Consider the following 23,551-nt stretch of genomic DNA (forward strand, 5'->3'; position numbering starts at 1 on the left):
GGCCCGGCCGGTCAGAGGCAGACGACGCCGAGCACGCAGAGGTGCGACGGCGAGGTCGGCTCGGTGGACGGCGAGCTCGGCGTCGTCGACGGCTGCTGTGCCGGGGCGGTCGGGCTCGTCGTGGACGAGCCCGAGTCGGAGCCGGAACCGGCGGGCTGCTGCGCCGAGGAGCCGCCCGAGCCCTGATCGGACTGTCCGGAGGAGGCCGGTGCGGCCGCGGGTGCCGAGTCGGTGTGGCCGGAGTGCCCGCCCGGGGCCGGCGCGGAAGCGGTGTGCGGTGCCGTGCTCGGGGCCGTGGCGGAGTGCGTCGGGGCGGCGGCGGGCTGCTGCGCCGCCGGGGCGGAGGAGTGGCCGGTGCCGGCGTCGGGCTTGCGGTGGCGGCCCAGGGGCGCGCGGTCGCCGGGGTGCCGGGAGGCCCGGCCGTCCGGCTCCTCCGAGGCGGTCGGGGTGCCGGGCGCGGACACGGTCTCCGGGTCCGGCGACGAGGCGGCCTGGGTGTGGGTGGCGGCGGGCCGGTTGTTCTGCAGCAGCGTCGCGGTCACCGTGCCGCCGACCAGCGCGAACGCGGTGGCGGCCACCGCCCGGCGGCGGTACTTCTTCCACCGCGCCAGCTGGCGGCGCCGCGCGGCGCGGCCCTGTCCGGTGCCGGTGGCGGCCGGGACGTCCGTGCCCTCGGAGGCCGCGAGGCCCGCCTCGGTGGCGGTCGCGGCAGCCGTCTTCGCCCGCGCCGGCGCCATGGCGTCCTCGTAGGGGCGGCGGCCGTGGCTTCCGGCGCCTGCCAGGACTCCCACAGTGCGGCCGCCTCGGCACCCGTACGGGCCCGGTGGTGGGCGGGCGGGGCTATGTCCGGGGCGTAATCGCCACAACCCGGGCAGACGAGCGCCCCGTTGAGGTTCCGGCGGCACGAGGAGCAGTAGTCCATCTGCGAGCTTTCTGTGCTGTTGCGCCGCCAGGGACGCCGGAGACCGGTTCACTTTCGCACGAGGGATCGAGCGACCAGCAACGCTAACGGCACCCCCCGGACGCGATACGAAGAGCTTGTGACGCTTCCGTGCAGATCCCCGGGCAGCGGCCCCGGCATGACCGACAAGCCCTGATGAATCCGGTACGGGCAGGCTGGACTTCACGGCGCCGCTGTGCGACACGGATCACAGTCGGCCCCCGCGGTACCGGCGCGGGCCCCTCGCGCGGCCTTCCCTACGATGGGCCCGTGAGCATCCGCCAGCACGCGTCCGCCCCGCAGCCGAGGCTGCGGCTGAAGGCGCTGCTCGTCCTCACCGTGCTGGCGGGCCTGCTGGGCATGCACGGCCTGGCGAACACCGGCGCGCTGCCGGCCACCTCGTCCCCCTCGCACGCCGCCCACCACCTCCGGCCGGCGAGGGCGATGGCCGCCCCGGCGCCGGCCCCCGGCTCCGCTTCCCGCGACCACGGACAGCGTGTCTGCTGCCCGGGCCACGACGACGGCGCCGACGGCAGTGGCGGAGGCACCGGGCACGCCCACCACGCCGACCCGACGTGCGCCTCGGGCGCGCTTCCCGGCGCCGTGGTCCTGCCCGTGCTGCCCGCCTCCCTGCCCGACACCGCCGACCGCACGGTGCCGCTCGCCGGGCGGCTGGCGGACGGCACCACCGGGGCCCGCGCCCCGCCCTCCCTCGCCCAGCTCCAGGTCCTGCGGATATAGGACGCGCCCGCCCGGCGCGGCGCCGTACGCCCTCGTGGCCGGCCCGCGTCGCGGACGAGCACGCCTTCACTTTCACCACATCCCAGGAGCTCTGCGTCATGCACGCGATCCGTAATGCCCGAACCGTCCTGATCCGTCGCGCCGCGCTGGCGGCGGCCGCCGTGACCGCGGCGGCCCTCACCCTGTCCGCCTGCGGCAGCGGCAGCGGCGGCGGACCGACGACACGTCCCCGAGCGGCAAGCCGTCCGCGACGGCCGGCGCGTCCGCGGGCACGCACAACGCCGCCGACATCACCTTCGCGAAGGAGATGATCCCGCACCACCGCCAGGCCGTGGCCATGGCGGACCTGGCCGCGACCCGGGCCGGCTCGGCGGAGGTCAAGACGCTCGCCGCCACGATCAAGAAGGCCCAGGATCCGGAGATCACCACCATGTCCGGCTGGCTGACGTCCTGGGGCGAGAAGGTCCCGCAGGACCACGACATGACCGACATGCCCGGCGGTACGCACGGCATGGAGGGCATGGACCACGGCGGTGGCAAGGCCATGCCCGGCATGATGAGCGCCCAGGAGATGGAGACGATGAAGAACGCCACCGGGAAGGCGTTCGACACCCAGTTCCTGAAGCTGATGGTCAAGCACCACCAGGGCGCGGTCGCGATGGCCGGCACCGAGCGCAAGCAGGGCGCGTACGGCCCGGCCAAGACGCTCGCCGGTGACATCATCACCGCCCAGAACGCGGAGATCGCCCGGATGCGGAAGCTGCTCGGCTGACGCGTCGTCTCCGCGGCATTCGCGGAACGGGGCGGGCACCCGGACGCCGGTGCCCGCCCCTTCGTTCACGTCTTTGCGCCTACTCCTCGTAGAAGTTGTTCACCACGACGTCCGGTTCGTCGTCGTCGAAGGCTTCGTTGAGGAGGGCGCCGCCGACCAGCCCGGCCGCGCCGGCCCGATCAGCGCACCGGTGCCGAACCGCCGGCCGCCGCCCTGCTGGTGGTGGTCCGGCTGCTGCGGATAGCCCTGCTGCATCGGCGCCGGGTAGCCCTGCGGGGCCCCTTGCGCGTACGGATCCGGGTACCCGGCCTGGGGTGCGGAGTAGTACGGCGGCGGCGTGGTCTGGACGCGCTGGGCGCAGCCGGGGCACGCCTGGATCTGGCGCGGGACGCCCCACTGCGGGGACCAGGTGACGGGCGTGCTGCCGGGGCCGTGGCCGGGGTCGAAGAAGCAGGTCATGGGGGAACTCCCGGTGGGTGAGGGGGCGGCTGAGGTGGGCGGGGCCGACGGGGCGACTGCCGGCGGTGTCTGAGGGGCGGGCGGGTACGGCGCGACGGGCACGGCCGGTGCGCCTGCTGCTGCGGCGGCCGGCGGTTGCGGCCGGAGGACGTCCACGCCGTAGTCCTGCGCGATCCCGGCCAGCCCGGAGGCGTAGCCCTGGCCGACGGCCCGGAACTTCCACTCCGCGCCGTGCCGGTAGAGCTCACCGAAGACCATGGCGGTCTCGGCGGCCGCGTCCCCGCGCAGGTCGTAGCGGGCAAGTTCGGTGCCGGTGGTCTCGTCGACGATCCGGATGTGGGCGCGGTGGACCTGGCCGAAGCTCTGCCCGCGCTGCTCGGCCTCGTAGACCGAGACCGGGAAGACGATCTTCTCGACCTCCGGCGGGACCGTGGTCAGGTCGATGTGGATCCGTTCGTCGTCACCACCGCTGCCGCCGACCGGTTCGCTGCCGGAGTGGCGGACCGAGCCGTCCGGGCTGCGGAGGTTGTTGAAGAAGACGAAGTGGTCGTCGGAGAGGACCGTGCCGGACCGGCCGCACAGCAGGGCGCTGGCGTCCAGGTCGAAGCCGGCTCCGCCGGCGGCGCCCACCTGCCAGCCCAGCCCGACGCTCACGGCGGTCAGGCCGGGCGCCTGTTTGCTGAGCGACACATTGCCGCCCTTGGTCAGGGCCACACTCATCTGCTCCTCCACAACTGTCCGGGCGTGCAGCATCCGTCGGCTTCAACGCGGGACCCGGCCCAGTGGTTCCTGAGTTGCGCAATACGTGAAGTGATGAGGGCTGGGCGGCAACGGTGGCGGCAGCGGTGACGCTCCGGTCCTGACGCAGGGTCAAGATTGCGCCGCTATCACTACGGTGGCGCGCCGGCGGATACGGCGGAACGCGATACGCGACGCTCCCACCCGTACAGGGGGTTTCGTTCCCTGCCTCGCGCCATGGGCGTTTTCCGGGCCGGGGCGCGGAGACGCTTCCGGGCGAGTGTGCCCTCACAAGCAGGAGGAACCATGCGCATCCGTACCGCACTTGCCGCCACGGCCCTGACCGCCACCGCCGTCCTGGGGGTGCCGGTGTCGCGGCCGCCGATTCCGGGGCAGGGGGCGCGGCCCTGAACTCGCCAGGCATCATCTCGGGAAACACCATCCAGGTCCCGATCCACCTCCCGATCCACCTGTGCGGCAACAGCATCGACATCATCGGGCTGGTCAACCCCGCCGTCGGCAACACCTGTATGAGCGACTGAGCGGACAGAGGAGGGCCCCGGCCGGTTGCTTTCCGGCCGGGGCCCTCCCGTTGTCCGCTACGCGAAGATCAGCACGATGGTGAGGAGCACCAGGATCACGCCGACGCCGCTGCCCACCACGCAGCCCAGGCTGGAGGTCCATTCGTTGAACCGGCTCCCGAAGGCAGGTGGATCCGGTGCGGTCGTAGGGGACGCCGGGGCCGGCGGCTGGGCGGTGGGCGCCGGGGCGGCGGGGGTGGAGGCGAGGCGCTGCTCGTACATGCTCCGGAGGAGCGACTGCCAGACCTCGGGCGGCAGATCGGGGGCGATGCCGTTCGCCGGGGCGACGATGCTGTCCCAGAGCCAGTTGCCCGCGGCGGGGCTGGGGTTCCGGCACATGTGGTGCAGCAGCTCCTGCAGCGGGGTCCGATAGCGCGCGTCCTTGGCCAGGGGCAGGACGGCCCAGTGGAAGAGCGCGGCCGCCCGGCGCGCCATGGCCATCTGGGAGACGTATTCCGCGCCCGGTCCGTTCGGCTCGAAGTACAGGCCGTTGTCGAGCACTTCCCGGCACAGGTCGTGCCGCATCTCCGGCCGGCGCTCGCGCACCCGTCGGTCGTCCCCCAGTTCGTCCAGCAGCATCCCCAGGGGCTCCGGTGGCAGCCCACCGGCCCTCAGCGCGTCCAGGAGCGCCTCGTCGGGCAGGGCGTGCAGCCGCTCCTTCAGGCGATCGCGCTGCTGGTCGTTCCGGGGCAGGGGATTGCGCAACGCCTCGCGCAGGGACGCCACTTCGAAGGCGCTGGGTGTCTGGAGGGTGGTGGACGGCCGGGGGCCTGGGGCGACGGCTCGTGCCCCGCGGGCGGCTCGTGGGACGCCGGGGGCCGGGGCGCCGCTGGGGGTGGCGTCTCCCGGGCCGGGGTGTTTCCCGGACGGGTGGTGCCTCCCGGACCGGGGGTGCCTCCCGGACCGGTGGGGTTTCGCGGACCGGCGGTGGTGTGTCCCGCTCCCGCACCGGCGGTTCCTCCCGCACCGGTGGCGTGTCCCGGGCGGGCGGTTCCTCCCGCACGGCTGGCGTATCCCGCACCGATGGCGACTCCCGTACCGGCGGTTCCTCCCGCACCGCTGGCGTATCCCGCACCGGCGGTTCCTCCCGTACCGGCGCCGTCTGCCGCAGCGGTGGTGTCTCCCGTACGGGCGGCGGCAGGTGTGTCCGCTCAGGCGCGTGCGTCGGCTCAGGCAGGTGCGTCGGTGCGGGGGCGGGCGCGGGGCCCGCTGTCGGTCCGGGGTCCGCTGTCGGTCCGGGGCCCGCTGTCGGTCCGGGGTCCGGCTGGGGGGACGCGGCGGCCGGGCGGGGGGCCGGTGGCCGGTCGGTGGAGAGGATGTCCTTGAGCAGGGTCTGCCGCCGCGGCCAGTCCAGCGTCGCGCCGTTCCGCAACTCGTCGACCAGCTGCGGCAGGCCGGGGCTGGCCGGCGGGTGGGCCAGGAGGTGCTCGACCAGCCGGTTCGCCGCCTTGTGCTCGAACTGCGGCTGGGCCGGCTTGCGGACCACGACCCGGGCGAGCGGGCCCGACCCGCCCGCGTCCGGTTCCCAGCGCGGTACGCACATCAGCCGCAGCGGATGGCTGTCCACCGTGTCGTACGTGGCGAACGTCCACTCGTGCCCCAGCCAGGAGCCGAAGAGCAGGAACAGGCCCAGGTAGACCAGCGGCGCGAGGTCCCCGTCCGCGCGGCCGGACGGCTGCTCCCCGTCCGTGAGCAGCGACACCCGCTGGGACGGGTCGCGCAGCCACTCCGCGGTGACCAGGATCAGCGGGTGCTTGACCGTCGGCAGCCGTTCCGCCATCTCCAGCAGGCGGTCGTAGGCCAGCGCTTCGAGCTCCCCGCACTCCACCGGAGGCTTCCTCCCGGTCGCCTCTTCCGCGGACTTCCGGGGGCCCCAACCCCCGTAGGCGAGGCCGAGGCACAGGCGGGTCTTGAGGGTCTCCCGGTCACCGAGCAGGACATGGCTGACCGTGCTGGGGCGGCCGCCCCGGTCGGTGGTGGGCCAGCGCTGGACGAGCATCACGTCGCCGTCGCGGGAGACCGTGCGGACGACGCTCTGCCGGGACGCGGCCGTACCGGAGACCCACAGCAACGGGCCCAGTTCCCGGCCCAGTTCCTCGGCGCGCTCGGCCGTGCAGGAGTGGGCGACGGCCTTCATCCCGGTGCCCTGGCGTCCCTGGTTGCCCTCCCACCGGAAGACCACCTGGTGCACCGTGCCCACGGCTCCGCCGCCGGCCGGTCCGCCGGTGAAGGCCGTTCCGCTCGTGTGGGCCGTTCCGCCCGCGGGGGCCGGCCCGCCGGTGCCGGCCGGCGTCCGGTGCGCCGGTCTCCGCTCCGTGAAGTCGCTCACTCCGCTTCCTCTCCCCCTGATCCGCTGGCTTCCGGCGGCGGCGCCGATGGCCGCGCGGCCGCCCCTCCGACGGCGAACGCCTCGGCGCCGCCCGGCACTTCGATCACCCCGTGCATCGCCAGCAGCGACACCAACGGCGCCAGCACCCGGCGGGGCCCGACCCCGGTCGGATAGCGGCCGTGGTCCTCCTGGCCGCCGGTGGCCGACGCGACGTGCAGGGTGCAGCGGCGGATCGCGTCGAACGGGCGCAGCCACGCCTGGCCGGCGTGCCGGCGCAGCAGGGCGTGGACGTCCCGGCTCTCCTCGCGCACCCGCGCCGGGTCGAGGGTGGTGGGCGGTTCCTCGCCCAGCCACCGGTCGACGGGCGGCTGGAACCGCAGCAGGTCGGCCTTGCCCAGCACCATCGCGGCCGCCACGTCCAGATACGGGCCGTTCTTCGGCAGCCGGTCCAGGACCGTGCCGAAGGCGAGATCGCCGTCCCGGTTCACCTCCAGGCCCCAGCGTTCCCTGGCGTGGTCCAGATGCGGCAGCGGGAGCGCCAGCGCCGGATCGACGACGAAGACCAGCGCGTCGACCCCGAGCAGGAAGCGCAGCGCCGCGTCGGTCCGCACCAGGTCCTCGCCGCCGAGGTCGAAGAAGGCGACCGGGCGCACCTGCCCGCGGGCGTCGGTGATCAGCAGCGATTCCACGAAGCGGGCGAAGCCGTCCAGCCCGATGCCGCCGGTGTGGTCGAGGACCTTGCCGTTGCGCAGCGGCTGCACCCGTTCCCGTACGAACCGGGCGTGCTGCTCGGGGTTGACGGACTGCCACTTCAGGCCGAACGGCTCCAGGCCGCCGTCGGTGATCTCGGCGATCATCTGGGTCAGCAGATGGCTCTTGCCGGTGGACGACTGGCCGACCATCGCGACGGTCAGCGGCCGGCCGTAGGTGAGGTAGGGCACCGGGATGAAGTGCTCGGGGAAGTCCGGGTCCGCGGTGCACTTCTGGACGGCGGACCGCATCACGTCCTGCCGCCGCAGGGCATTGGTGATCCCCTTGACGTCCAGCTGCTGGTACTGCATCCGGCTGTCGGTGACGTACAGCGCGGTGAGGTCGAGCTGGATGGGCTCCAGGCAGTAGGGGCAGAGGACGTCGCCGGTCCCCCGCCCGCCGCCGGTCCCCTCCCGGGCCTCGGCGGCGGGGGCCTGCCGTTTGAGGCGCAGGGACTGGTCGAACGCCTCCCGGTCCGGGCGCATCTCGTCGTCGGCGGGCCCGGTGAGCGTGAGCTGCCGGGCCGCCCCCGGGGCCAGGAGGTCGAGCAGCCCGGCCGGTGTCGGGCGGTCGGCGGCCCGCGGGGCGAAGGCGCCGCGCAGCGTCTCGGCGAGCACCCGGTGCGCGGCGAGGTCGTCGGGCGCCCGGTCGGCCGGGCCGGGCCGGCCGGTCACCAGCTGGTAGAGCACCTGGGCGGCGCTCCACACCGCGTCCCGGGAGTCCACGAACCCCTCTCCCCGGCGCTGTTCGGGCGGGCAGTAGGGGGCCCGGCCCCACCGGGTCCGCGGCCGCCCGACGGGGGCCACCCCCTCCAGCCCCCAGAGCTGCACCGAGTTGCCGTCCCAGAGCACGTTGGCCGGTGAGATGCCGCGCAGCACCAGGCCCTGGCCGTCCAGCAGGCACAGCGCCCGCAGCAGGTCCCGGGCGAACACCCGCTGGTCGCTGGCGGACATCACATGGGTGCGTGCGGCGGCGTTGCCGCGCGGCGCGGCGTACAGCAGGAACGGCTCGGCGGTGTCGAGTTCGTAGCCGATGATCTGTGGGAAGAGCGCCGCGTGCTCCGGGTCGTCGAGCACCCGGTGCAGCCGCAGCGCGGTGCCCGCCTCGGCGTCCAGCAGGGCCCGGGCCGCCGGATTCGCCGCGTCCGCGGCGGTCAGCCGGACCTGGACGCACTGCTGGCCCTCGTCGTCGAGCAGGCCGTTGCGGATGCGCTGCGGCAGTTGCGGATCGCGGCGGGACTCGCGGCCGAAGCGGACCGGGGCGACCCGGCGCCGCCCCGACGGGACGGTGAAGGCGAGCGTGGCCCGCCGGGTACCGTCCGGCTGCACCACGTGGGGGTGCGAGGTGCTGGTCACCAGGGCTCGCCGTCCCTTCCTTCGTACGCATCGACCTGGGAGGGCCCGTCGGTGCCGCCGAACCCGGCGGGCCCGGAGCTCTCGCGGGGCCGGACGGTGTCGACCACGCCCATCCGCAGCGGGGTGAGCCGGATCAGCCCGGCGTACCGGCCGGACGACGTCCACAGCGCGTCGGCCGGCTGGCCCGCGCCGCCGGCCCGCCAGGCCTTCTCGACCTCGCCGCGCACCGCGTCCGGCGCGAATCTGAGCCACACCGCGGCCGCCGGGTCGCGGTTGAGCAGCGTGCCCTGCTCGGGCGAGGACAGCTGCACCACGGCCCGCCGGTCGGCCTCCGCGCCCACCAGTTCGGCCACCCGCTGCGGGTCGGTCCCCAGGAGGTTCGCCGAGGTGGCGCGGACCCGGTGGCCGGCGGCGAACGGCGGTGCGGCCAGCACCCCGTTGTGCTGGAGGTGCCGGCGGGCCGCCGAGAGCAGCTCGCGGACCCGTTCCTCGGTGCGCCGGACGGCGAGCGTCCCGGCCTGGCCGCGTTCGACGGCGCCCCAGTACGGCGCCATCGCGACCATCGCGGCGTCCGTCAGGTCCCCGGCGAGGGTGGCGACCAGCTCCGGCCCGCCCTCGCCGCTCTCCCGGTCCAGCCAGCGCGGAGCGCCGGCGGTGCGGTCCTCCCACGGATCGGCGGGCCCGGCGGGGCGCTCTTCCTCGGCCGGGGCGGCGGGCTCGTCCCAGGAGGGCTCGTCGTCCCAGGCGTAGGCGCTGGCCCAGTCGCCGTCGGCGTCGTCGGCCACCGCGAAGGTGCCCGTCTCCAGGGCCGAGGCGCTGGACAGCCAGTCGTCCGCGGCCGACGGCTCGGTGCCGGAGGTGCCGGTGCCGGCCGGCCGGTCGGGCTCGGGGGCCGCCTCGGCGTCCGCGGCGGCCGCGGTCGCCCGCAGCATGCCGGCGACGGACCGGGCCGCGTCGGCGCAGTACAGCCGTTCGTCGGCGGCCCAGTGCTCCCGGACCGCCTCGGCCAGCAGCGCGTCCACCCCGGCCAGGGCCCGGCGCATCGCGAGGGTGCCCTGGTCGGCGCCCCAGGTGTCGGCCGCGCTCCGCCACAGCCGGCGCGCGGTCTCCACCGCGGCGCCGACGCCGACCAGTGCCGCGGCGGTGCTCAGCCACAGCGGCGGGTCGGTCGCGTACGCCACCGTCACTCCGGCCGCCGCGCCCACGAACGCCGCGATCCGGGGGCCCACGGCCCACCGGCCCGGCTGCCCCGTACCCCGCAGCCGGGTCGCGCCGAGCGCCGCCAGGCCCAGGAAGACCAGCGGGACGAGCAGCGCCAGGGCCAGGAACGGCCCCTGCCACAGCGCGCCGAGCAGCCCCGCCCCGCCCGCCGCCACCACCGCGGCCGGGGCCACCGGCAGCGGGCCCGCCGCCGCCCCGGACCGCCCGGCCACCGCGTCGGCGATCGGGAGCTCGGCCAGCCGCGGCAGCAGTGCCGAACCCGGCACCGGCTCCACCCGCCCGGCCAGCGCGGTGAACCGTCGGGCCACCGCGCGCAGCGCCAGCCCCTGCCCCAGCAGCTTCCCGGCGAACTCCCGCAGCCCCTCACCGATCCGCTCGCCCACACCCTCGGCCGAGGGCACCCGCAGGCCGAGGGCCGCGAGCCGGGCGGAGGATTCGGCGGCGGACGGTGCGGCGCCCGAGACCCCGCCGTTGTGCAGGGCGGTCGCGACCAGCTCCCGGTAGTCGACGAGCGCCTGGTGCGCCCGGTCGAGCTCGGCCTCGAAGGTCCCCGGTGGACGGGCCGCAGCAGGCCGAGGACGGTCCGCAGCCCGGCCAGCTCCTCCTCGGCGTCGTCCAGCGCCTCCGCGCACGCGCGGTACGCGTCGTCCGCCACCCCGCCGGTCTCGCGGTGCCGCAGGTCGCGGCCGCCGCGGCCGGCCACCAGGCCGCGCAGCGGTTCCGGCAGATCGGCGCCGGACCGGGTGGCCGGCAACTCCGGCGCGTGGTCGGAGTCCTCGCCGGCGAACCGGCTGAGCGCATCGCGCCAGGCCCGGTCCCGCACCTCGGGCGGCAGGTCCTGCTCCAGCAGCCGGACCCCGGGCGCGGCGACGGTGTCGGGCAGCGACCCGAGGTCGTCGAGCACCCGCTGGAAGACGTCCGGCACCGACAGCAGGTCCACCAGGACCGCCAGCGCCGCCGGGTCGTCGGCCGCGGGCTGCTCCAGCGCGGTCCGCGCGGAGCGCAGATCGCCCGCCCACAGCAGCGCGGTGCCGGAGCCGCGCAGCACCGCGGGCCGCACCAGCCGCCGGTCCGGCGGCAGCACCTCCTCGTCGCCGGCGTACACGGCGGGCGCGCTGCCCACCAGCAGCACCAGCATCCGGACCTCGCCCAACGCCCGGTAGGCGGCGAGGAGTTCGTACTGGCGCTGGTGCTCGGTCAGTCCCGCCGGGGTGTCCACCACCAGGAACAGCGGGTGGTCGGGCTCGGGCAGCCCGGCCCGGCCGAGCTGCCGGGCGACCGCGGACCGCACGGCCGCGGACGTGTCGAGCTGACCCGCCTGCGTCCGCAGGTCCAGGTGGACGACGGCGGTGGCCTCCTCCGTCGTGGTCACTCCGCATCACCGTCCCAGGGGTTGCGGCGGGCACGGTCCCGGCCGCCGTCGTCGGTGCCGCCGGACGAGCGGTCCTCCCGGGCCTCGTCGTCCCAGGGCGCCCACGGCCGGCCGTCGCCGGCGGCGTGCCCGTTGAGCCGGTCGCGGTCGCGGCCCGGGTCCTCGCGGTCCCGGCCGCTCCCGTACGAGTCCTCGCGGTCCCGGCCGCTCCCGTACGCGTCCTCGCCGTACCCGTCGTCGTCCTGGTACGCCCCGGCCGAGGACCGCGGCGCGGTGCCCCAGTCGTCGTCCTCGGTCACCGGGCGCCGGGGCTCGGAGAACTCCTTGCGGGGCCGCGGCTCCGGGGTGCCGCCGCGGACGTGCTCCAGCAGGGTGCGCAGGGTCGGCTGGATCGCGCGCTGGTCGCCGAACTCGGTGTCCAGCGCGGCCGGCAGGGTCTCCGCCCAGAACTCCCACAGCGGCCGGACCCAGCCCTCGACCCGCTCCCCGCCGCGCTCCCGGCGGTCCTCCAGCAGCCTCAGTTGTGCCGGCGCGATCTTCTCGACCAGCTCGACGAAGAGCGGATGCGGATCGCTGCCGCTCCGGGCCAGCCCCTTCGGCTGGGCCCCCATCAGCTCGCGGCAGTAGTCCTCGACGATCCGCTCGTCGTCGAGGACGGTCCAGCGCTCGTACGAGCGGAGCAGCTCCGCCCAGCTCGACACCCCGCCGGGGAAGTCGCCCAGCCGCAGCCGGACCCCGGGTACGTTCTCGCCCTTCTCGGGGAACAGCCGCAGCCGCACCCGGTCCGGCGAGGACGTGTCGCCGTCCACCACGTCCACCTGGCCGTTCCACATGCAGCACAGCAGCCGGTGCAGGATGGCGCGGCGGTCCTCCTCGCTGCTCACCATCCAGCTGTCCCGGTAGCCGAGCCGCTGCCGCCACCGCAGCACGTCGTGCGCCTGCTCGCTGTCCTTGGCCCGGGCCCACTGACGCAGCACCTTGCGGGCCTCCGGCACCTGGGTGAGGCTCATCTCGCTGCGGAACAGCACCACCGTGATCGAGTCGCTCTCCACACCGCGGTACTCCACCGAGTTCTTGGCGTCGGAGGGCAGCCGCAGCGCCTTGCCGAGGAACTCCTGCACCTCCTCCACGGCCTGGACGCGCGGGTAGGTGACCAGCACCCGCAGCGGGCCGGTGCCCTCCGGCGTGAAGCCCACCGGCAGCAGCCCGGTCAGCTTGCGGCCGAACAGCTCCAGCGCCTCCTTGCTGACCTGGTCGGTGGCGTCCGCGTCGCCCGCCGCGGCGGCCAGCAGGGTGCCCATCGGCGGCAGCAGCGGCCGCTCCTCCAGGTGCTCGCCGCTCTCCGCGAACAGCCGGGTGATCCGGCCCTCCAGCTGGGCCTTGACGGCCGCCACCGCGCCGTCCGGGTTGCGGCGGCTCTGCGCGTGCACCGCGCGCCAGGTGTCCCCGTCGATCATCTTGAGCAGCAGCGCGGCCTCGTCGTCGTGCTCGCGCAGGCCCTCGCGGCGGACCAGCCGGGTGACCAGGTCCTCGTAGAAGTGGTTGAGGGTGCGCTGCGGCGGCAGCAGGTACGAGATGCCGGTGCGGTCCTCGTAGAGTTCGAGGCCCTTCTGCGCGGAGAGCTTCCGCTCCTGCTCGGAGTGCTTGCGGAAGGCGTTCACCAGCCGCCCGAGGTCGGTGCCGGCGGCGTCCGCCTGCGGCTGCCAGCGCTGCTGCTGCTCCCGCCAGGCCTCGTGCCAGACGATCCGGCTGCGCCACTGGTACCAGGCGTCCTGTGCCTGGAGGACCGCCTGCACGTCGTCGTCGCCCCAGCGGGCCGGGGACATACCGGCCAGCCGGCCCTTGATCCGCGGTGTCTTGGGCGGCTGGTCGGTGACCCCCGCCGGGCGCTGGGGGGCGACCGCGCGGCTGTTGAGCATGCCCAGGAACCCGAGCCGGGCGATCGGTTCGTCGCTGTCCGGGACGCCGCGCACGATGCGTTCGGCGAGGAACGGGTCGACGCTCTGCAGGAATTTGTCGATGGCGGGGCGGGGCACGAACCGGTCGGCCATCGAGGCGGTCTGGCGGTCGGCGACGGACTGCAGGTCGGCCAGCAGCCGCTGCATGTCCGCGATCCGCTCGCCCAGTGCCTGCTCGATGGCCCGGCTGCCGCGCGGCAGCGGCTCGGGCTCGGGGACCGGCAACTGCCGCCGCTCCCACAGCTCTTCGAGGCCGGAGTCGGCGAACAGCTGCCGGATCATCGGCACCGCGCCGTCCCGCAGCGTGGTCCGCGGCCGCTCGACGAGGTCGGTGACCGCCTCCCGCAGCAGCCGGCCGGCCACCAGGTCGGCCAGCTGGTCCATCGGCGCGGTCATGGACGCCACCAGGCTGGTGGAGACGCCCTGCCGGCCGATGCCGGTGGGGGACATCGCGCTGCGGTGCACGCCCCGGTTGATGAAGCTCGCGGCGAAGGTCTGGTAGTCGTCGTCGGCCGCGGTCGTCCGGCCCCGGGACCGGCCGTCGCCCAGTTCGGTGCCGATCAGCGACATCACCAGGGAGACGATGGAGCGCCGCAGGTCGTCCTGGCGGATGCCGGCGGTCGGGCTGAACAGGAAGGCGGTGGGCAGGATGCCGGTCCGCAGCCGGATCGGGGTGGTGCCCGGGTAGCGGATGCCGAGGCCGGAGGAGTCGTGGTCCAAGTCGCCGATCTCCGCGCCCTCGGTCGGCGCGTTCTGCCCGTCCACCAGCCGGAACAGGTCGACCAGCGCCCGGGCCGCGTTGAGGTCCGCCTCCCGCCCGCCGCCGGCGGCCGAGGAGAACGAGGACGGCATCACGACCAGCGGGTAGATCTTCACCCCGTCGAACCGGCGCATCTTGAACGCCTGGTTGATCAGGTGCAGGTAGTCCAGGAAGATCCCGGCGCCGGTGCCGCCGGCCACCGAGAAGGCGACGAACACGTCGCAGCCGTTGACCTTGCCGCCGCCCAGTTCGCTCAGTTCACCGGCCGACTTGGCGATCGCGTCGATCGCCTGGAGCAGCGGCTCCAGGACCGGGGCCAGACTGTGCCGCAGGGTGGCGAACAGGGCGGCGCGGCCGACCGTGGGCAGCTGGCCGGCGCCGTTGTGGAGCGGGGTGACCTTCGGCTCGTCGATGCGCGGCGGCAGCCAGTCGGCGACCTCCTCGCGCAGGCTCGCCCGGAGCATCTTGGTCACTTCCGGCGAACTGTCGAAGTTCGGCAGCAGGTTGTGGGTCGCCCGCGAGGTACGGGCGTACGCGGCCCGCAGCGACGGGTCCACGTTGAACTGCGGCAGGCGCTGGAGGTCGGTCTCGCTGTAGTCGGCGTACACGAACTGCAGGCAGTCGGGGAGCTGGTAGGGGGCGTGGCCGCTGAGGTGGCTGAGCGCGACGCCGTCCGGACCGCACAGCTCGGCCCGCAGCCGGCGCTCCAGTTCGGCGCCGACCAGGCCACCGGTGCCGCCCAGGCCGACGAAGAGCATCGGCTGGAAGATTTTCATGGGTTCCTCCCGTTGTGGCCGTACCGGCGGCCGGTCCGTCGTCGATCTGTGCGGTGCGCGCGGCCCGGCGGCCGCGGGGCGGTGCGCCGGGGCGGGCCGGTGCGCGACCGGCCCGCCCCGCGCGTCACCGGTACGACTCGTAGGTGCTGGTGCCGTCGTCCTCGGTGGCGGCCGTGGGGGTGGTGGGGTCTGGCCGGTCCGCGACCGCGGGCCCCCAGTGGGCCGGTTGCGGCGGGACTTGGTGGAGCGGGTCTCCTCGCCGAGGGAGAGGCTCAGCCCGTCGGCCAGCGGGACGGTGCCGTGCGCGGTCAGCCGGGTCCGCCCGGCGCCCCGCTCGCGCAGCCACGCGCCGCCCTCGGGGCTGCGCTGGATCGCGTACCGGCCGTGGTTGCGCCGCTCGATGCGCGGGCTGCGGTGCGGTTCGACGACCGCGAACTCGTACCACTGCTTGTGCCCGTGTCCGGCCGGGTGCGTGGCGACCACGTCGCCGTCCTCGGAGACCAGTTGCAGCACCAGGCCGTACGGGTCGACGCGGCCGCGCCACTGCCGCCGCCAGGCGAGGACCGCGGCGACGACCGCGGCGATCACCGCGGCGGCGATGAGGAACGCCCACCAGTACGCGTCCCAGATGCCGGGCTGCGGCGTCACCGTCACCGACAGCGGGGACCGCACCACCGTCCGGTCGTGGTCGGTGGTGTCGACGGCGGTGACGGTGCCGCCGAGCTCCAGCCCGTCGTCGTCGAGGCGGTCGCCGAAGGCGTCGGCCGGGCCGAGTCGGACCGTCACCGTCCGCGTCCCGGAGTCATGGGGCTTCAGCTCGATCTCGGCCGGGGTGACCGACACCAGCCCCGGCTGGAGGTCGGTGACCGACAGCCGCAGGGTGTGCGGGGTCTTGCCGGTGTTGTGGACGCTCAGGGTGCCGGTGACCTCGTCCCCGGGGTGGGCGTCCGCGGCCGGCAGCCGCAGCGTGCCGGACACCGGCAGCACGTCCGGCGCGACCAGGCCGCTCTCGCTGCGGGTGTCCGCGCTCAGCCCGGAAGCGGTCAGCGTGCCGCTCACCTTCAGCGCCCCGTGGGCGCCGTGCGGGATCGTCACGGAACCGGTGAACGAGCCGTCGCTCGCCGTGGGGTCGGGCCCCTTCCCGTCGTCGGTGAGCCGCAGCGGCACCGCGGCGAAGCCGTCCCCGGTCAGCTCGCTGCGGACCCGCAGCCCGGCGTAGTCCCGGGGGTCCTTGATCTGGTAGCCCTCGCGGGTCTGCAGCCGCATGGTCACCGTGGCCTTCTGGCCGGCCTGCGGCGACGGCGGGTCCATGGTGATCGCGCCGCGCAGTTCGCCCTGCCACAGCACGCTGACCCCGACCGGCAGCGAGCGGTGCCCCTCGGGCGCCTCGGCCTTCACCTGCCACACGCCGGGCACCGGGTCGACGATCTTCAGCGCCTCGACGGTGTCCCCGGCGCCCGCCAGCTCGAAGTGCGACTTGCGGTACGACCCCGAGGTGGGCACCTGATGGCCGTTCGGGTCGATGTAGGTGATCGTCACCTTGGGTCGCTCTTGTCGACCACGATGCTGCCCACGGTCGCCAGCGGCGAGATACCGACCTCCATGGTGGCCGGCGGCAGTTGGGGGCTGGAGCCCGGCTGGTAGCGCAGGCAGTGCGCCGCGGCGAAGACCTTCTCCAGCTTCGCGCCGAGGTCCTTGGCGCCGGAGACCTTGTCGGCCGTCGGCAGCGCCGAGGGCAGTTCCACACAGCCCTTCTGGTAGCCGCCGGCGGCCATCCGGTCGAGCTGCGCCTTGTCCGGGTCGGGCCCGAAGCCCAGCGGCCAGATCTGCACCCCCTGCGCCCGGGCGTTCTTCAGCTCCAGGTCCAGCTGCCGCTCGCCCTCGTCCTTGCGGTGCGCGGGGTCGCCGTACTGGGGGCTGCCGGTGACGTCCATCTGCCCGTCGGTGAGCAGGAACAGCACCCGCGGCACCGACGGGTCGGTGCCGGAGCTCAGTTCGTGCACGCCCTGGCGTATCGCGCTCGGGAAGTCCGTGCCGGTGCCCTCGTCCTTCTTGCGGCTGTGCAGCTTGCCGACGCACCCGCCGATCGAGTCCCGCCCGGCCGCGTCCAGCGTGGTCCGCGGGCACACCGGGTCCACCGCACGCTGGTCACCGGACTCGGCGGCGGCGAAACCGAAGACCGTGACGTGGGACGCCGAGGAGACGTCGCCCACCGCGATCCGGGCGGCGGCGGCCTTCTCCGCCTTCATGTCGTCGGGCGCCAGGCTGGCCGACTCGTCCACCGCCACCGCGTAGTTGACCGACTTGAAGGCCGGTTTCGACGCGGCCGCCGGCACCGGATCATGGGCGGCGGGCGCCAGCAGGGATATCAGCACCGCGGCGCCGCCCAGCACACGGACCGCGCCGCGCCGCGCCCAGCCCCTTCCGTTCCGCCGTTTTCCCCTCACTGTTCCCACGGCCGTCCCCTTATTTCGTTTCTGCGTCGTGTGCGTGGTGGTGCGCCGCCGGGCAGGCGGCGCCGGGCCGGCCGCCGGTCAGCGCGCGGTCAGGCTCCAGGCCAGGGCCAGCGCCGCCGACGGGGCCAGCGCGCCCACCGCCCAGCGGATGGCCCGGTATTTGGCGGACAGGATCGAGCTGACGTCCACGGCCTGGATGAGCAGCCACCCGGCCGGGTCCCGCCCGGCCGCGGCGACCTCCGCGGCCAGCCGGGGCAGGTCGTGGGGGCCAGCAGATCGCCGAAGAACGTCACCCCGTCCTGCGTGCGGAGCGTGCCGGTACGCGGCATCAGCGCCCGGACCAGCGCGGCCACCGCGGCCGCCCAGAGCACCCCGGCGGCGACCAGCGTGAGGTCGGCCGGACCGCGCCAGTCGGGCGCGCCGTGCCACCCGATCAGGAACGCGGGCAGCGCCAGCGCCCCGGAGAGCAGCACGGCCGCCTTGGAGTCGGCCCGTCCGAGGTCCTCCCGGACCGTGTTCAGCAGCCGTTCGGCGATGCGTTCCCCCGCCCGGTCGTGGCCGTGCCGACCCCCGTCCGGCACCGGCACGACCGGGTCGGGGAGTTCCTCGTACCGCCGTCGGCCGTCATCAGTCCTCCTCCGCCCAGGACCATCCGTCGTCGCGGCTGCGCCGGCGGCGGCGCGGCGGCTCGGGCTCGGCGTCCACCGGACCGCCGTCCGCCGGGTCGTCCTTGTCCAGGTACGACGGGCGCCCGGCCCGGACGGCGGGTCGTCCGCGACCCAGTCCGGGGTGAACGGCTCGGACGTGCCGGGGCCCAGCTGCGGGGTGTCCCGGCGGGCGGGCAGCGAGCCGATGGGCCCTGGACGCTGTGGCGGCCCCGGTTGAGCAGCTCCAGCGCCTGGGTCTCCACATCGGTGGAGTGGATCTGGCCGCTGTCGACCATGGCGAAGAGCCGTTCGACGCGCTCCTTCTCGTCGGCCCGGCCCTCCTGGCGGATCTTCTCCAGGAAGGCCTTGGCCGCCTCGGGCTCGGCCGCCAGCATGTAGCTGAGCTGGTCCAGCTCCCCGCCCTGGAGCATGGCCCGGAACTTGTTCTGGTGGACCCGGGTCAGCTCCGCCGAGGCGTGCGCGTCCCGGATGTCGTCCATGTGATGGATCGTCCGGTCGTCCACCCGCAGCCGTACGTACAGCCGCACCCGCAGCCCGAGATCGGCGCCCAGGTCGTCCCAGCGCCCGCCGGCGCACTGCCGGGTGATGGCGCGGTCGGCCTGCTCGGCCTGGTTGACCGGGAACTCCGCGGAGACCTCCCGCAGCCGCTCCAGCGTCGGCGCGGTGAGCCGCTGCGCGACGTCGGTCACCACCTCGGTGGCGGCCAGATGGGGATCGCTCACCGTCCAGTGGATCTCCACCTCGGCCTTGAAGAACGTGGTGCCCCCGGCGGCCGGCAGCTCCAGCTGGAGCGTCGTGACGAACGTGCCGAGCGCGATCTCGCAGATGGTGTGCGGCCGGGCCAGCGCCCGCTTGTCGTGGTGCTGGACGCCGGAGACGGTCGCCACGCTGTAGCCGCCGTTCCGGTAGAACAGCACCGACGCGGTCCGCGCGCTCGTGTGCCGGAACGGGCCCGTCGGCGCGTACTCCCGCAGGAACGGACCCGCCGGCCCCGGGCCGTCCGCCCCGCCCCCCGCCACGCCCTGGTCGTCAGCCATGCGTTTCCTCCTGGTACCTCTCGCCCGTCCGGTCCCGCGGCGGGACGGCGAGCCACCACAGGGAGCGCGCCTGCGCGTCGGGGAGCGGATTGTCCGGATCCTTCATCATTCGGCGCAGCAGCCAGTCCAGCCGCCGCCGGTCGTGCTCCTCGGTCGCCAGCGCGGGCAGCAGCGCCGCCAGCCCTGGCTGGGTCCACTCCGTGCCGTCCTTGCGCACGGCCGTGCGCAGCAGGGCCTCCAGCGCGCCCATCGCCACTTCCTGCGACCGCGCGGTGTTCAGCGCGGTCCACATCAAGTCGGCCATGGGGGCGACGAGTTCGGGGTGCGCGACGGCGAGGGCGAGCGGCAGCGGCCAGTCCCCGCGGTCCCCGAGCCCGGAGTCGGGCTCGGAGTCCAGCACCTCGTCCACCTTGGTCACCGCGAGCCGGACCGTGGTCACCAGACCGAGGTCCTGGTACGGCTCGCGCTTGTGGTGCGTCCACTCCGCCATCCGCCGCAGCACCGTCGCCCCGTCCGGCAGCGCCAGCAGCCGTACGACGTTGAACGAGGCGACCGCCAGCTGCTCCCCGTCGTCCCGCACCCCGATCCGGGCCAGGGCGTCGAGGGCGTCGTCCGTGGTGGCCGCGGCGTTCCCGTAGCCCAGCGCCATCGCCGCGGTCCAGCGCAGCGACTTCGTCCCGTACCGGCTCCAGTCGTCGACCAGCCGCCGCACCGCCTTGCGGTGCGAGGCGTGCCCGGCCGCCTGGTCCATCGTGGTGGCCGCGAAGATCCGCCGGAGCGGCGTGCCCGCCTCGGCGAGCGGCCGGATCAGCTCCGCGTAACCGTGGTCGAAGTCCCGTACGCACAGCTCCCCGGCGGCCACCGCGGCGCGCATCCACACCTGGGGACGGGGGTCGTCGGCCAGCAGGCGCAGCCAGCGCACCACCGGGCCGCGGACCGGGAAGTGCCGGTCCCAGACCTCGCTGAGCACCGCGCCGGGCAGCGCCGCCCCCGGTACCAGATCAGCTGGGCGGGCACCTCGGTGCCGGCCACCTCGACCGTGCCGTCGGTCAGTTCGGCCCGGGACAGCGCCAGGTCGGACTCCGGGTCGTCACAGAACAGCGGCCGGGCCGGGGTGTGGTCCGGATCGCTCTGGACCGACAGTTCCCAGGTCAGCAGGTGTGCGGCGGCGGCCACCGCGCTGTGCGGGGCGCCGCCCAGGACCGCCAGCGCGATCCGGAACGCCACCGGGTGGAACAGCGCCGCCGTCCCCGGCCGCCGCACCGCGCTCCCGTCCGCGGCCGGCGGCGGCGCGGCCAGCGCCCGGTCCACCCCGGCGAACCACTCGTGGGCCTGGCCCGTCGCGAGACTCCGGCAGCCGGTCAGCAGCTCCTCGTAGGAGACGTCGTCCAGCAGGTGCCCGGCCAGCAGCGAGGCGAGCAGTTCGGCCTCGGCGGGGCGCAGGTCGTTCAGCCCGACCGCGTCCCTGATCTCCGTCTGCTCGGCCAACTCCTCGGCACGGGCGAGGAGTTCGGCCACCCGCGTGCCGCCGTCCGGGCCGTCGTCCCCGGCCGCCGCGACGTGTTCCGCCAGCCGCTCCCGCAGCCGGGCGGTGCGCAGCTCCTGCGTGGGCACGGGCGGGCAGAGCAGTCCGTACCGCCCGGCCAGCAACGGATTCGCCGCCGACCCGACCGTCACGACGATCACCGCGAACGACTCCCGCTCGTCCAGCGCCGCGGCCAGCCCGTCCAGGTCCATCGCGTCCGGCGGCAGCGCACCGGGCTTGCCGAGCGACAGCTCCAGCAGATAGCCGGTGCCGTGCCGCTCCTCCAGCGAACCGGCGAGCTTCGGCACGCCGCCGTCCGTCTCGACGTCCACCCGCAGCACCCGCGGCCCGGACCCGGCTTCCTCGCCCGGGCCGTCCTCCGCGAGGGCGGTGACCTCGTCCAGGAGGGCCAGTGCGGTGCTGGTGCGCCCGGTGCCGGGCGCCGCGCCGAGCACCAGCAGCCGGCGGGCCCGCAGCGCGTTGCGCAGCCGTAAGTACCCCTCCGGTTCGACGTGCACCCGCCGGAGCCGGCGCAGCTCCTCGTCCGGCACCGGCCCGCTGCGTACCCCCGCCGCGGCCTGCCGGGCGTCCATCCGCAGGTGGATGTCCCCGATGTGGGCGCTCTGGATGTACGAACGGTCGAAGCTGTTCAGGTCCCGCCCGGTGTCGAACAGCATCCGGGTGGCGCGGCGGGCCCGCGACGCGGCGGCGAGGTCGGTCGGCCCGTCCTCGCTCTCCTCCCCGGCGAGCGGATTGCCGGTGTGCTCCTTGAACCGCCCCGCGGCGCGCTCCCGTTCGCGTTCCCGCTCCGCGGCCTCGTCGTCGGTGGCGTCCCCGCCGTCCCCCTTGTCGTCCGCCCCGCGCGCCCGGTCGTCACCGTCCTTGCCGCGGGCCTTGTGCCCGTCCTCCGGGGACGGCCCGCCGGCCGCCTTCGGGGCCTCGGGCTCGGCCGGTCCCCCCGCCTGCTCTTCCTCGGCCATGTGCCTCAGCCCTTCCGCCGCTCGGTGTCGCCGGTGACCCGCCCGATGTGCACGCCCTGGTGGTAGACGTTGTTCTCGTGCCGGGACATGTCGCCCCGGACGACGTACCGGTCACCGCCGGACCCGCCGGACCCGCCGGACCCGCCGGACCCACCGGACCCACCCGATCCGCCGCCCCCGTCGCGGTCGCCGTCCTCGCCGCCGTCCTCGTGGTCCTGTTCGTCCTCGCCGTCGCGGTGGTGCACGGCCCCGGCCCCGGCCCCGCCCCCCGCGTCCCCGGCGCCCCGCACCGCGCGCGTCCGCCCCTCGCCCGGATCGAGGCAGTCCGGTATCGCCGGTGCGTCCCGTCCGGGAAGGTGGAACCAGGCGGTGACCGCGCCCTCCTTGAGCGCCAGCCGGGCCCGGGAGTAGCGCGTCGGCTCGATGAACTTGCCGCCGTGGCGGACCACGTCCTCGTACAGCGACGCGGACACCACCAGCACGAGATCCGCCCGCTCGGCGTCCAGCAGCTGCCGCCCGACGGGGGAGTCGGCCAGCCGGCAGGCGAGGTCGACCGCGTGTCCGCTGATCCCCCGGCGGTCGTGCACCACCGGGCCGACGTGCATGCCCACCCGCAGCCCGAGGGGGACCCGCAGGCCGCGGTTCTCGTCCCGCAGCTTCTCCCGCACCTCGACCGTCCACAGGCCGAGCAGCCGGGTCACCGCGATCCGGCCGGCCACCGACAGCAGTACGCCGTCGCCGCGGTCCTCCATGTGGACCGCGTCCGGCGCCACCTTGGCGTGGCTGAACGCCGTTTCCAGGACCCGGTAGATCCGGTCGCGCATCCGTGGCCTGTCCACGTCGTCCCATTCCCCGGACCGCCGGGCGTCGACGCTGATCACCAACTCGTAGTGAGCCTCCGCGACATCCCTCGCGTCGTCGTCCACCCCGAGCCCCCTGTCCTGCCGTTCCGTTCGATTGCCGTCCCCATCAGCTTCCGGCCCGGGACCGGGGCCGTCTGTAGCCGTTTACACACGCCGGGCGTGCGCTCTGCGTCAGGTCCGCGCCCCTGCCGCGCGCGTTCCCGCCGCACGCGTTCCGGCGGTGCGCATTCCTGCCGTTCTCATTCCTGATGGCCCTCGGCGAGGAGGCCGAGCAGCGCGGGGTCGAGGATCTCCACCATCCGGTTGCCGGTACGCACGACCTGCTGCGTACGCAGCAGCCGCAGGGCCTTGGCGACGGCTTCGCGGGTGGCCCCCACGGTGGCCGCCAGTTCGTCCTGGGCCAGGTGGACGACGGTCCCGGGTCTGGAACGGCCGGGTACCGGCGGGGCGTAGGGGCCGGCGGGCTCGACCCGGGACAACTCGCTGAGCCGGGCGGCCAGTCGCTGCAACACGGTGAGCGAGGCGAGCGCGGACCGCTCCTGGTCGGCGCTGCGGAGCCGGAAGGTGAGCTGGCGGATCACCAGTCCGCTGACCCGCGGGTGCAGGGCGAGGAAGCGACGGAACGCGTCGCCGGAGATGACCTGGGCCTCGATCGGCCCCAGGGCGCGCACGGTGGCGCTGCGGGGATGACTGTCCAACGCGGCCATTTCCCCGAGGAGTTCACCCGGGCCGCGCAGGCCGAGTATCAGCCGGGTGGCACCCCGGTCCGTGGCCACGGAAACGGTCACCCATCCGCGCAGAATGATCATGACGTGACTGGACCGGTCGCCCTCCGTCAGAAGGTGGGCATCGGCCGGATAACGCTTCCGGCTCCCGAGAGCCATCACGCTCTCGTTCTCCTGGGCTGTCAGAGCCCGCGCAAAAGCCAGCTCGTCGCCGAGCAGCCCCATGGCCACTCCCCCCACGGCAGCAGTCCGTATGGCCGGTTTTTCGTAGGCGTTGATGGTCGCAGAGTGACCCTTTGGGTCGAGTGAATTACGCCACACCTCGAATACTCGGCAGTACCCCCCGAACCCCCAGGTAAACGGCCCCACCCCGAGCCGCCCGCGCGGCCGATACCCCTCACCATCCAGCCATCAACCCCCGTCCCTCAGCCAACGACCCGGAGGTCAGACCCCCACCCGTGTGAGCGACCCCCGCCACTCCGAATTGGCCAAAACTCAGGTTTCCGCCAACGGATCGGTAATTCCATTCCACACAAGAGGAGTCA

Annotated in this window: 17 protein-coding genes; 3 read left to right on the forward strand and 14 right to left on the reverse strand. The window is 74.8% G+C overall.

The window, feature by feature from the left end; genetic code table 11:
- Positions 1–11: 11 nt before the first annotated feature.
- Together OJ254_RS09795 and OJ254_RS31560 are read right to left on the reverse strand one after the other, a co-directional pair.
- Complete coding sequence (locus OJ254_RS09795; RefSeq protein WP_423835874.1) at positions 12–578, reverse strand: hypothetical protein; 567 nt, start codon at positions 576–578, stop codon at positions 12–14.
- Entirely contained in the window at positions 539–922 is a 384-nt protein-coding gene (locus OJ254_RS31560; RefSeq protein WP_423835875.1) for an SCO2400 family protein, read from the reverse strand. Before OJ254_RS31560 ends, OJ254_RS09795 begins: the two co-directional genes overlap by 40 nt.
- Positions 923–1,210: 288 nt before the next feature.
- Between OJ254_RS31560 and OJ254_RS09800 the strand changes: the two genes are divergently transcribed.
- On the forward strand, positions 1,211–1,681 hold the full coding sequence (locus OJ254_RS09800) for a DUF6153 family protein (RefSeq protein ID WP_265362031.1): 471 nt from the start codon (positions 1,211–1,213) through the stop codon (positions 1,679–1,681).
- A 307-nt stretch (positions 1,682–1,988) separates the two neighbouring features.
- Positions 1,989–2,453, forward strand: coding sequence for a DUF305 domain-containing protein (locus tag OJ254_RS09805; RefSeq protein ID WP_423835876.1), 465 nt, complete (start codon positions 1,989–1,991; stop codon positions 2,451–2,453).
- A gap of 99 nt (positions 2,454–2,552) precedes the next feature.
- Here OJ254_RS09805 and OJ254_RS30740 read toward each other — a convergent pair whose 3' ends face one another.
- Positions 2,553–3,632, reverse strand: a complete 1,080-nt coding sequence (locus OJ254_RS30740) for a TerD family protein (RefSeq protein WP_279350276.1) — start codon at positions 3,630–3,632, stop codon at positions 2,553–2,555.
- 443 nt (positions 3,633–4,075) lie between these two features.
- Between OJ254_RS30740 and OJ254_RS31565 the strand changes: the two genes are divergently transcribed.
- Positions 4,076–4,192 carry a chaplin gene (locus OJ254_RS31565; RefSeq protein WP_423836007.1) on the forward strand — a complete coding sequence of 39 codons (117 nt, stop codon included), beginning with the start codon at positions 4,076–4,078 and terminating at the stop codon, positions 4,190–4,192.
- A 57-nt stretch (positions 4,193–4,249) separates the two neighbouring features.
- Here OJ254_RS31565 and OJ254_RS09820 read toward each other — a convergent pair whose 3' ends face one another.
- The 11 genes from OJ254_RS09820 to OJ254_RS09870 all read right to left on the reverse strand — a co-directional run bounded on the left by OJ254_RS09820 (position 4,250) and on the right by OJ254_RS09870 (position 23,231).
- Positions 4,250–4,957, reverse strand: coding sequence for a hypothetical protein (locus OJ254_RS09820; RefSeq protein WP_265362032.1), 708 nt, complete (start codon positions 4,955–4,957; stop codon positions 4,250–4,252).
- Between the two features lie 1,599 nt (positions 4,958–6,556).
- On the reverse strand, positions 6,557–8,665 hold the full coding sequence (locus OJ254_RS09825; protein ID WP_265362033.1) for a serine/threonine-protein kinase: 2,109 nt from the start codon (positions 8,663–8,665) through the stop codon (positions 6,557–6,559).
- The gene (locus OJ254_RS09830) at positions 8,662–10,152 is read right to left on the reverse strand and encodes a hypothetical protein (protein ID WP_265362034.1); all 1,491 of its coding nucleotides are present in this window, start codon (positions 10,150–10,152) and stop codon (positions 8,662–8,664) included. The genes OJ254_RS09825 and OJ254_RS09830 overlap by 4 nt, the downstream gene beginning before the upstream one ends.
- 1,102 nt (positions 10,153–11,254) lie before the next feature.
- Positions 11,255–14,752, reverse strand: a complete 3,498-nt coding sequence (locus OJ254_RS09835; RefSeq protein ID WP_265365108.1) for a tubulin-like doman-containing protein — start codon at positions 14,750–14,752, stop codon at positions 11,255–11,257.
- A 1,535-nt stretch (positions 14,753–16,287) separates the two neighbouring features.
- Positions 16,288–17,145 carry a vWA domain-containing protein gene (locus tag OJ254_RS09840; RefSeq protein ID WP_265362035.1) on the reverse strand — a complete coding sequence of 286 codons (858 nt, stop codon included), beginning with the start codon at positions 17,143–17,145 and terminating at the stop codon, positions 16,288–16,290.
- A gap of 152 nt (positions 17,146–17,297) precedes the next feature.
- The gene (locus OJ254_RS09845; RefSeq protein ID WP_481004503.1) at positions 17,298–17,789 is read right to left on the reverse strand and encodes a Pycsar system effector family protein; all 492 of its coding nucleotides are present in this window, start codon (positions 17,787–17,789) and stop codon (positions 17,298–17,300) included.
- Entirely contained in the window at positions 17,726–18,913 is a 1,188-nt protein-coding gene (locus OJ254_RS09850; protein WP_265362037.1) for a hypothetical protein, read from the reverse strand. The genes OJ254_RS09845 and OJ254_RS09850 overlap by 64 nt, the downstream gene beginning before the upstream one ends.
- Positions 18,906–19,787, reverse strand: a complete 882-nt coding sequence (locus OJ254_RS09855) for a hypothetical protein (protein WP_265362038.1) — start codon at positions 19,785–19,787, stop codon at positions 18,906–18,908. Before OJ254_RS09855 ends, OJ254_RS09850 begins: the two co-directional genes overlap by 8 nt.
- A complete protein-coding gene (locus OJ254_RS09860; RefSeq protein WP_265362039.1) occupies positions 19,721–21,418 on the reverse strand; it encodes a hypothetical protein in 1,698 nt (565 codons plus the stop codon). The genes OJ254_RS09855 and OJ254_RS09860 overlap by 67 nt, the downstream gene beginning before the upstream one ends.
- 5 nt (positions 21,419–21,423) lie before the next feature.
- Positions 21,424–22,344 carry a nucleotidyl cyclase domain-containing protein gene (locus OJ254_RS09865; RefSeq protein WP_265362040.1) on the reverse strand — a complete coding sequence of 307 codons (921 nt, stop codon included), beginning with the start codon at positions 22,342–22,344 and terminating at the stop codon, positions 21,424–21,426.
- A 176-nt stretch (positions 22,345–22,520) separates the two neighbouring features.
- Positions 22,521–23,231, reverse strand: coding sequence for a Crp/Fnr family transcriptional regulator (locus OJ254_RS09870; protein WP_265362042.1), 711 nt, complete (start codon positions 23,229–23,231; stop codon positions 22,521–22,523).
- Between the last annotated feature and the right edge of the window lie 320 nt (positions 23,232–23,551).

The organism is Streptomyces endophytica (genome assembly GCF_026153355.1).
GTDB classification, from domain to species: domain Bacteria; phylum Actinomycetota; class Actinomycetes; order Streptomycetales; family Streptomycetaceae; genus Streptomyces; species Streptomyces endophytica.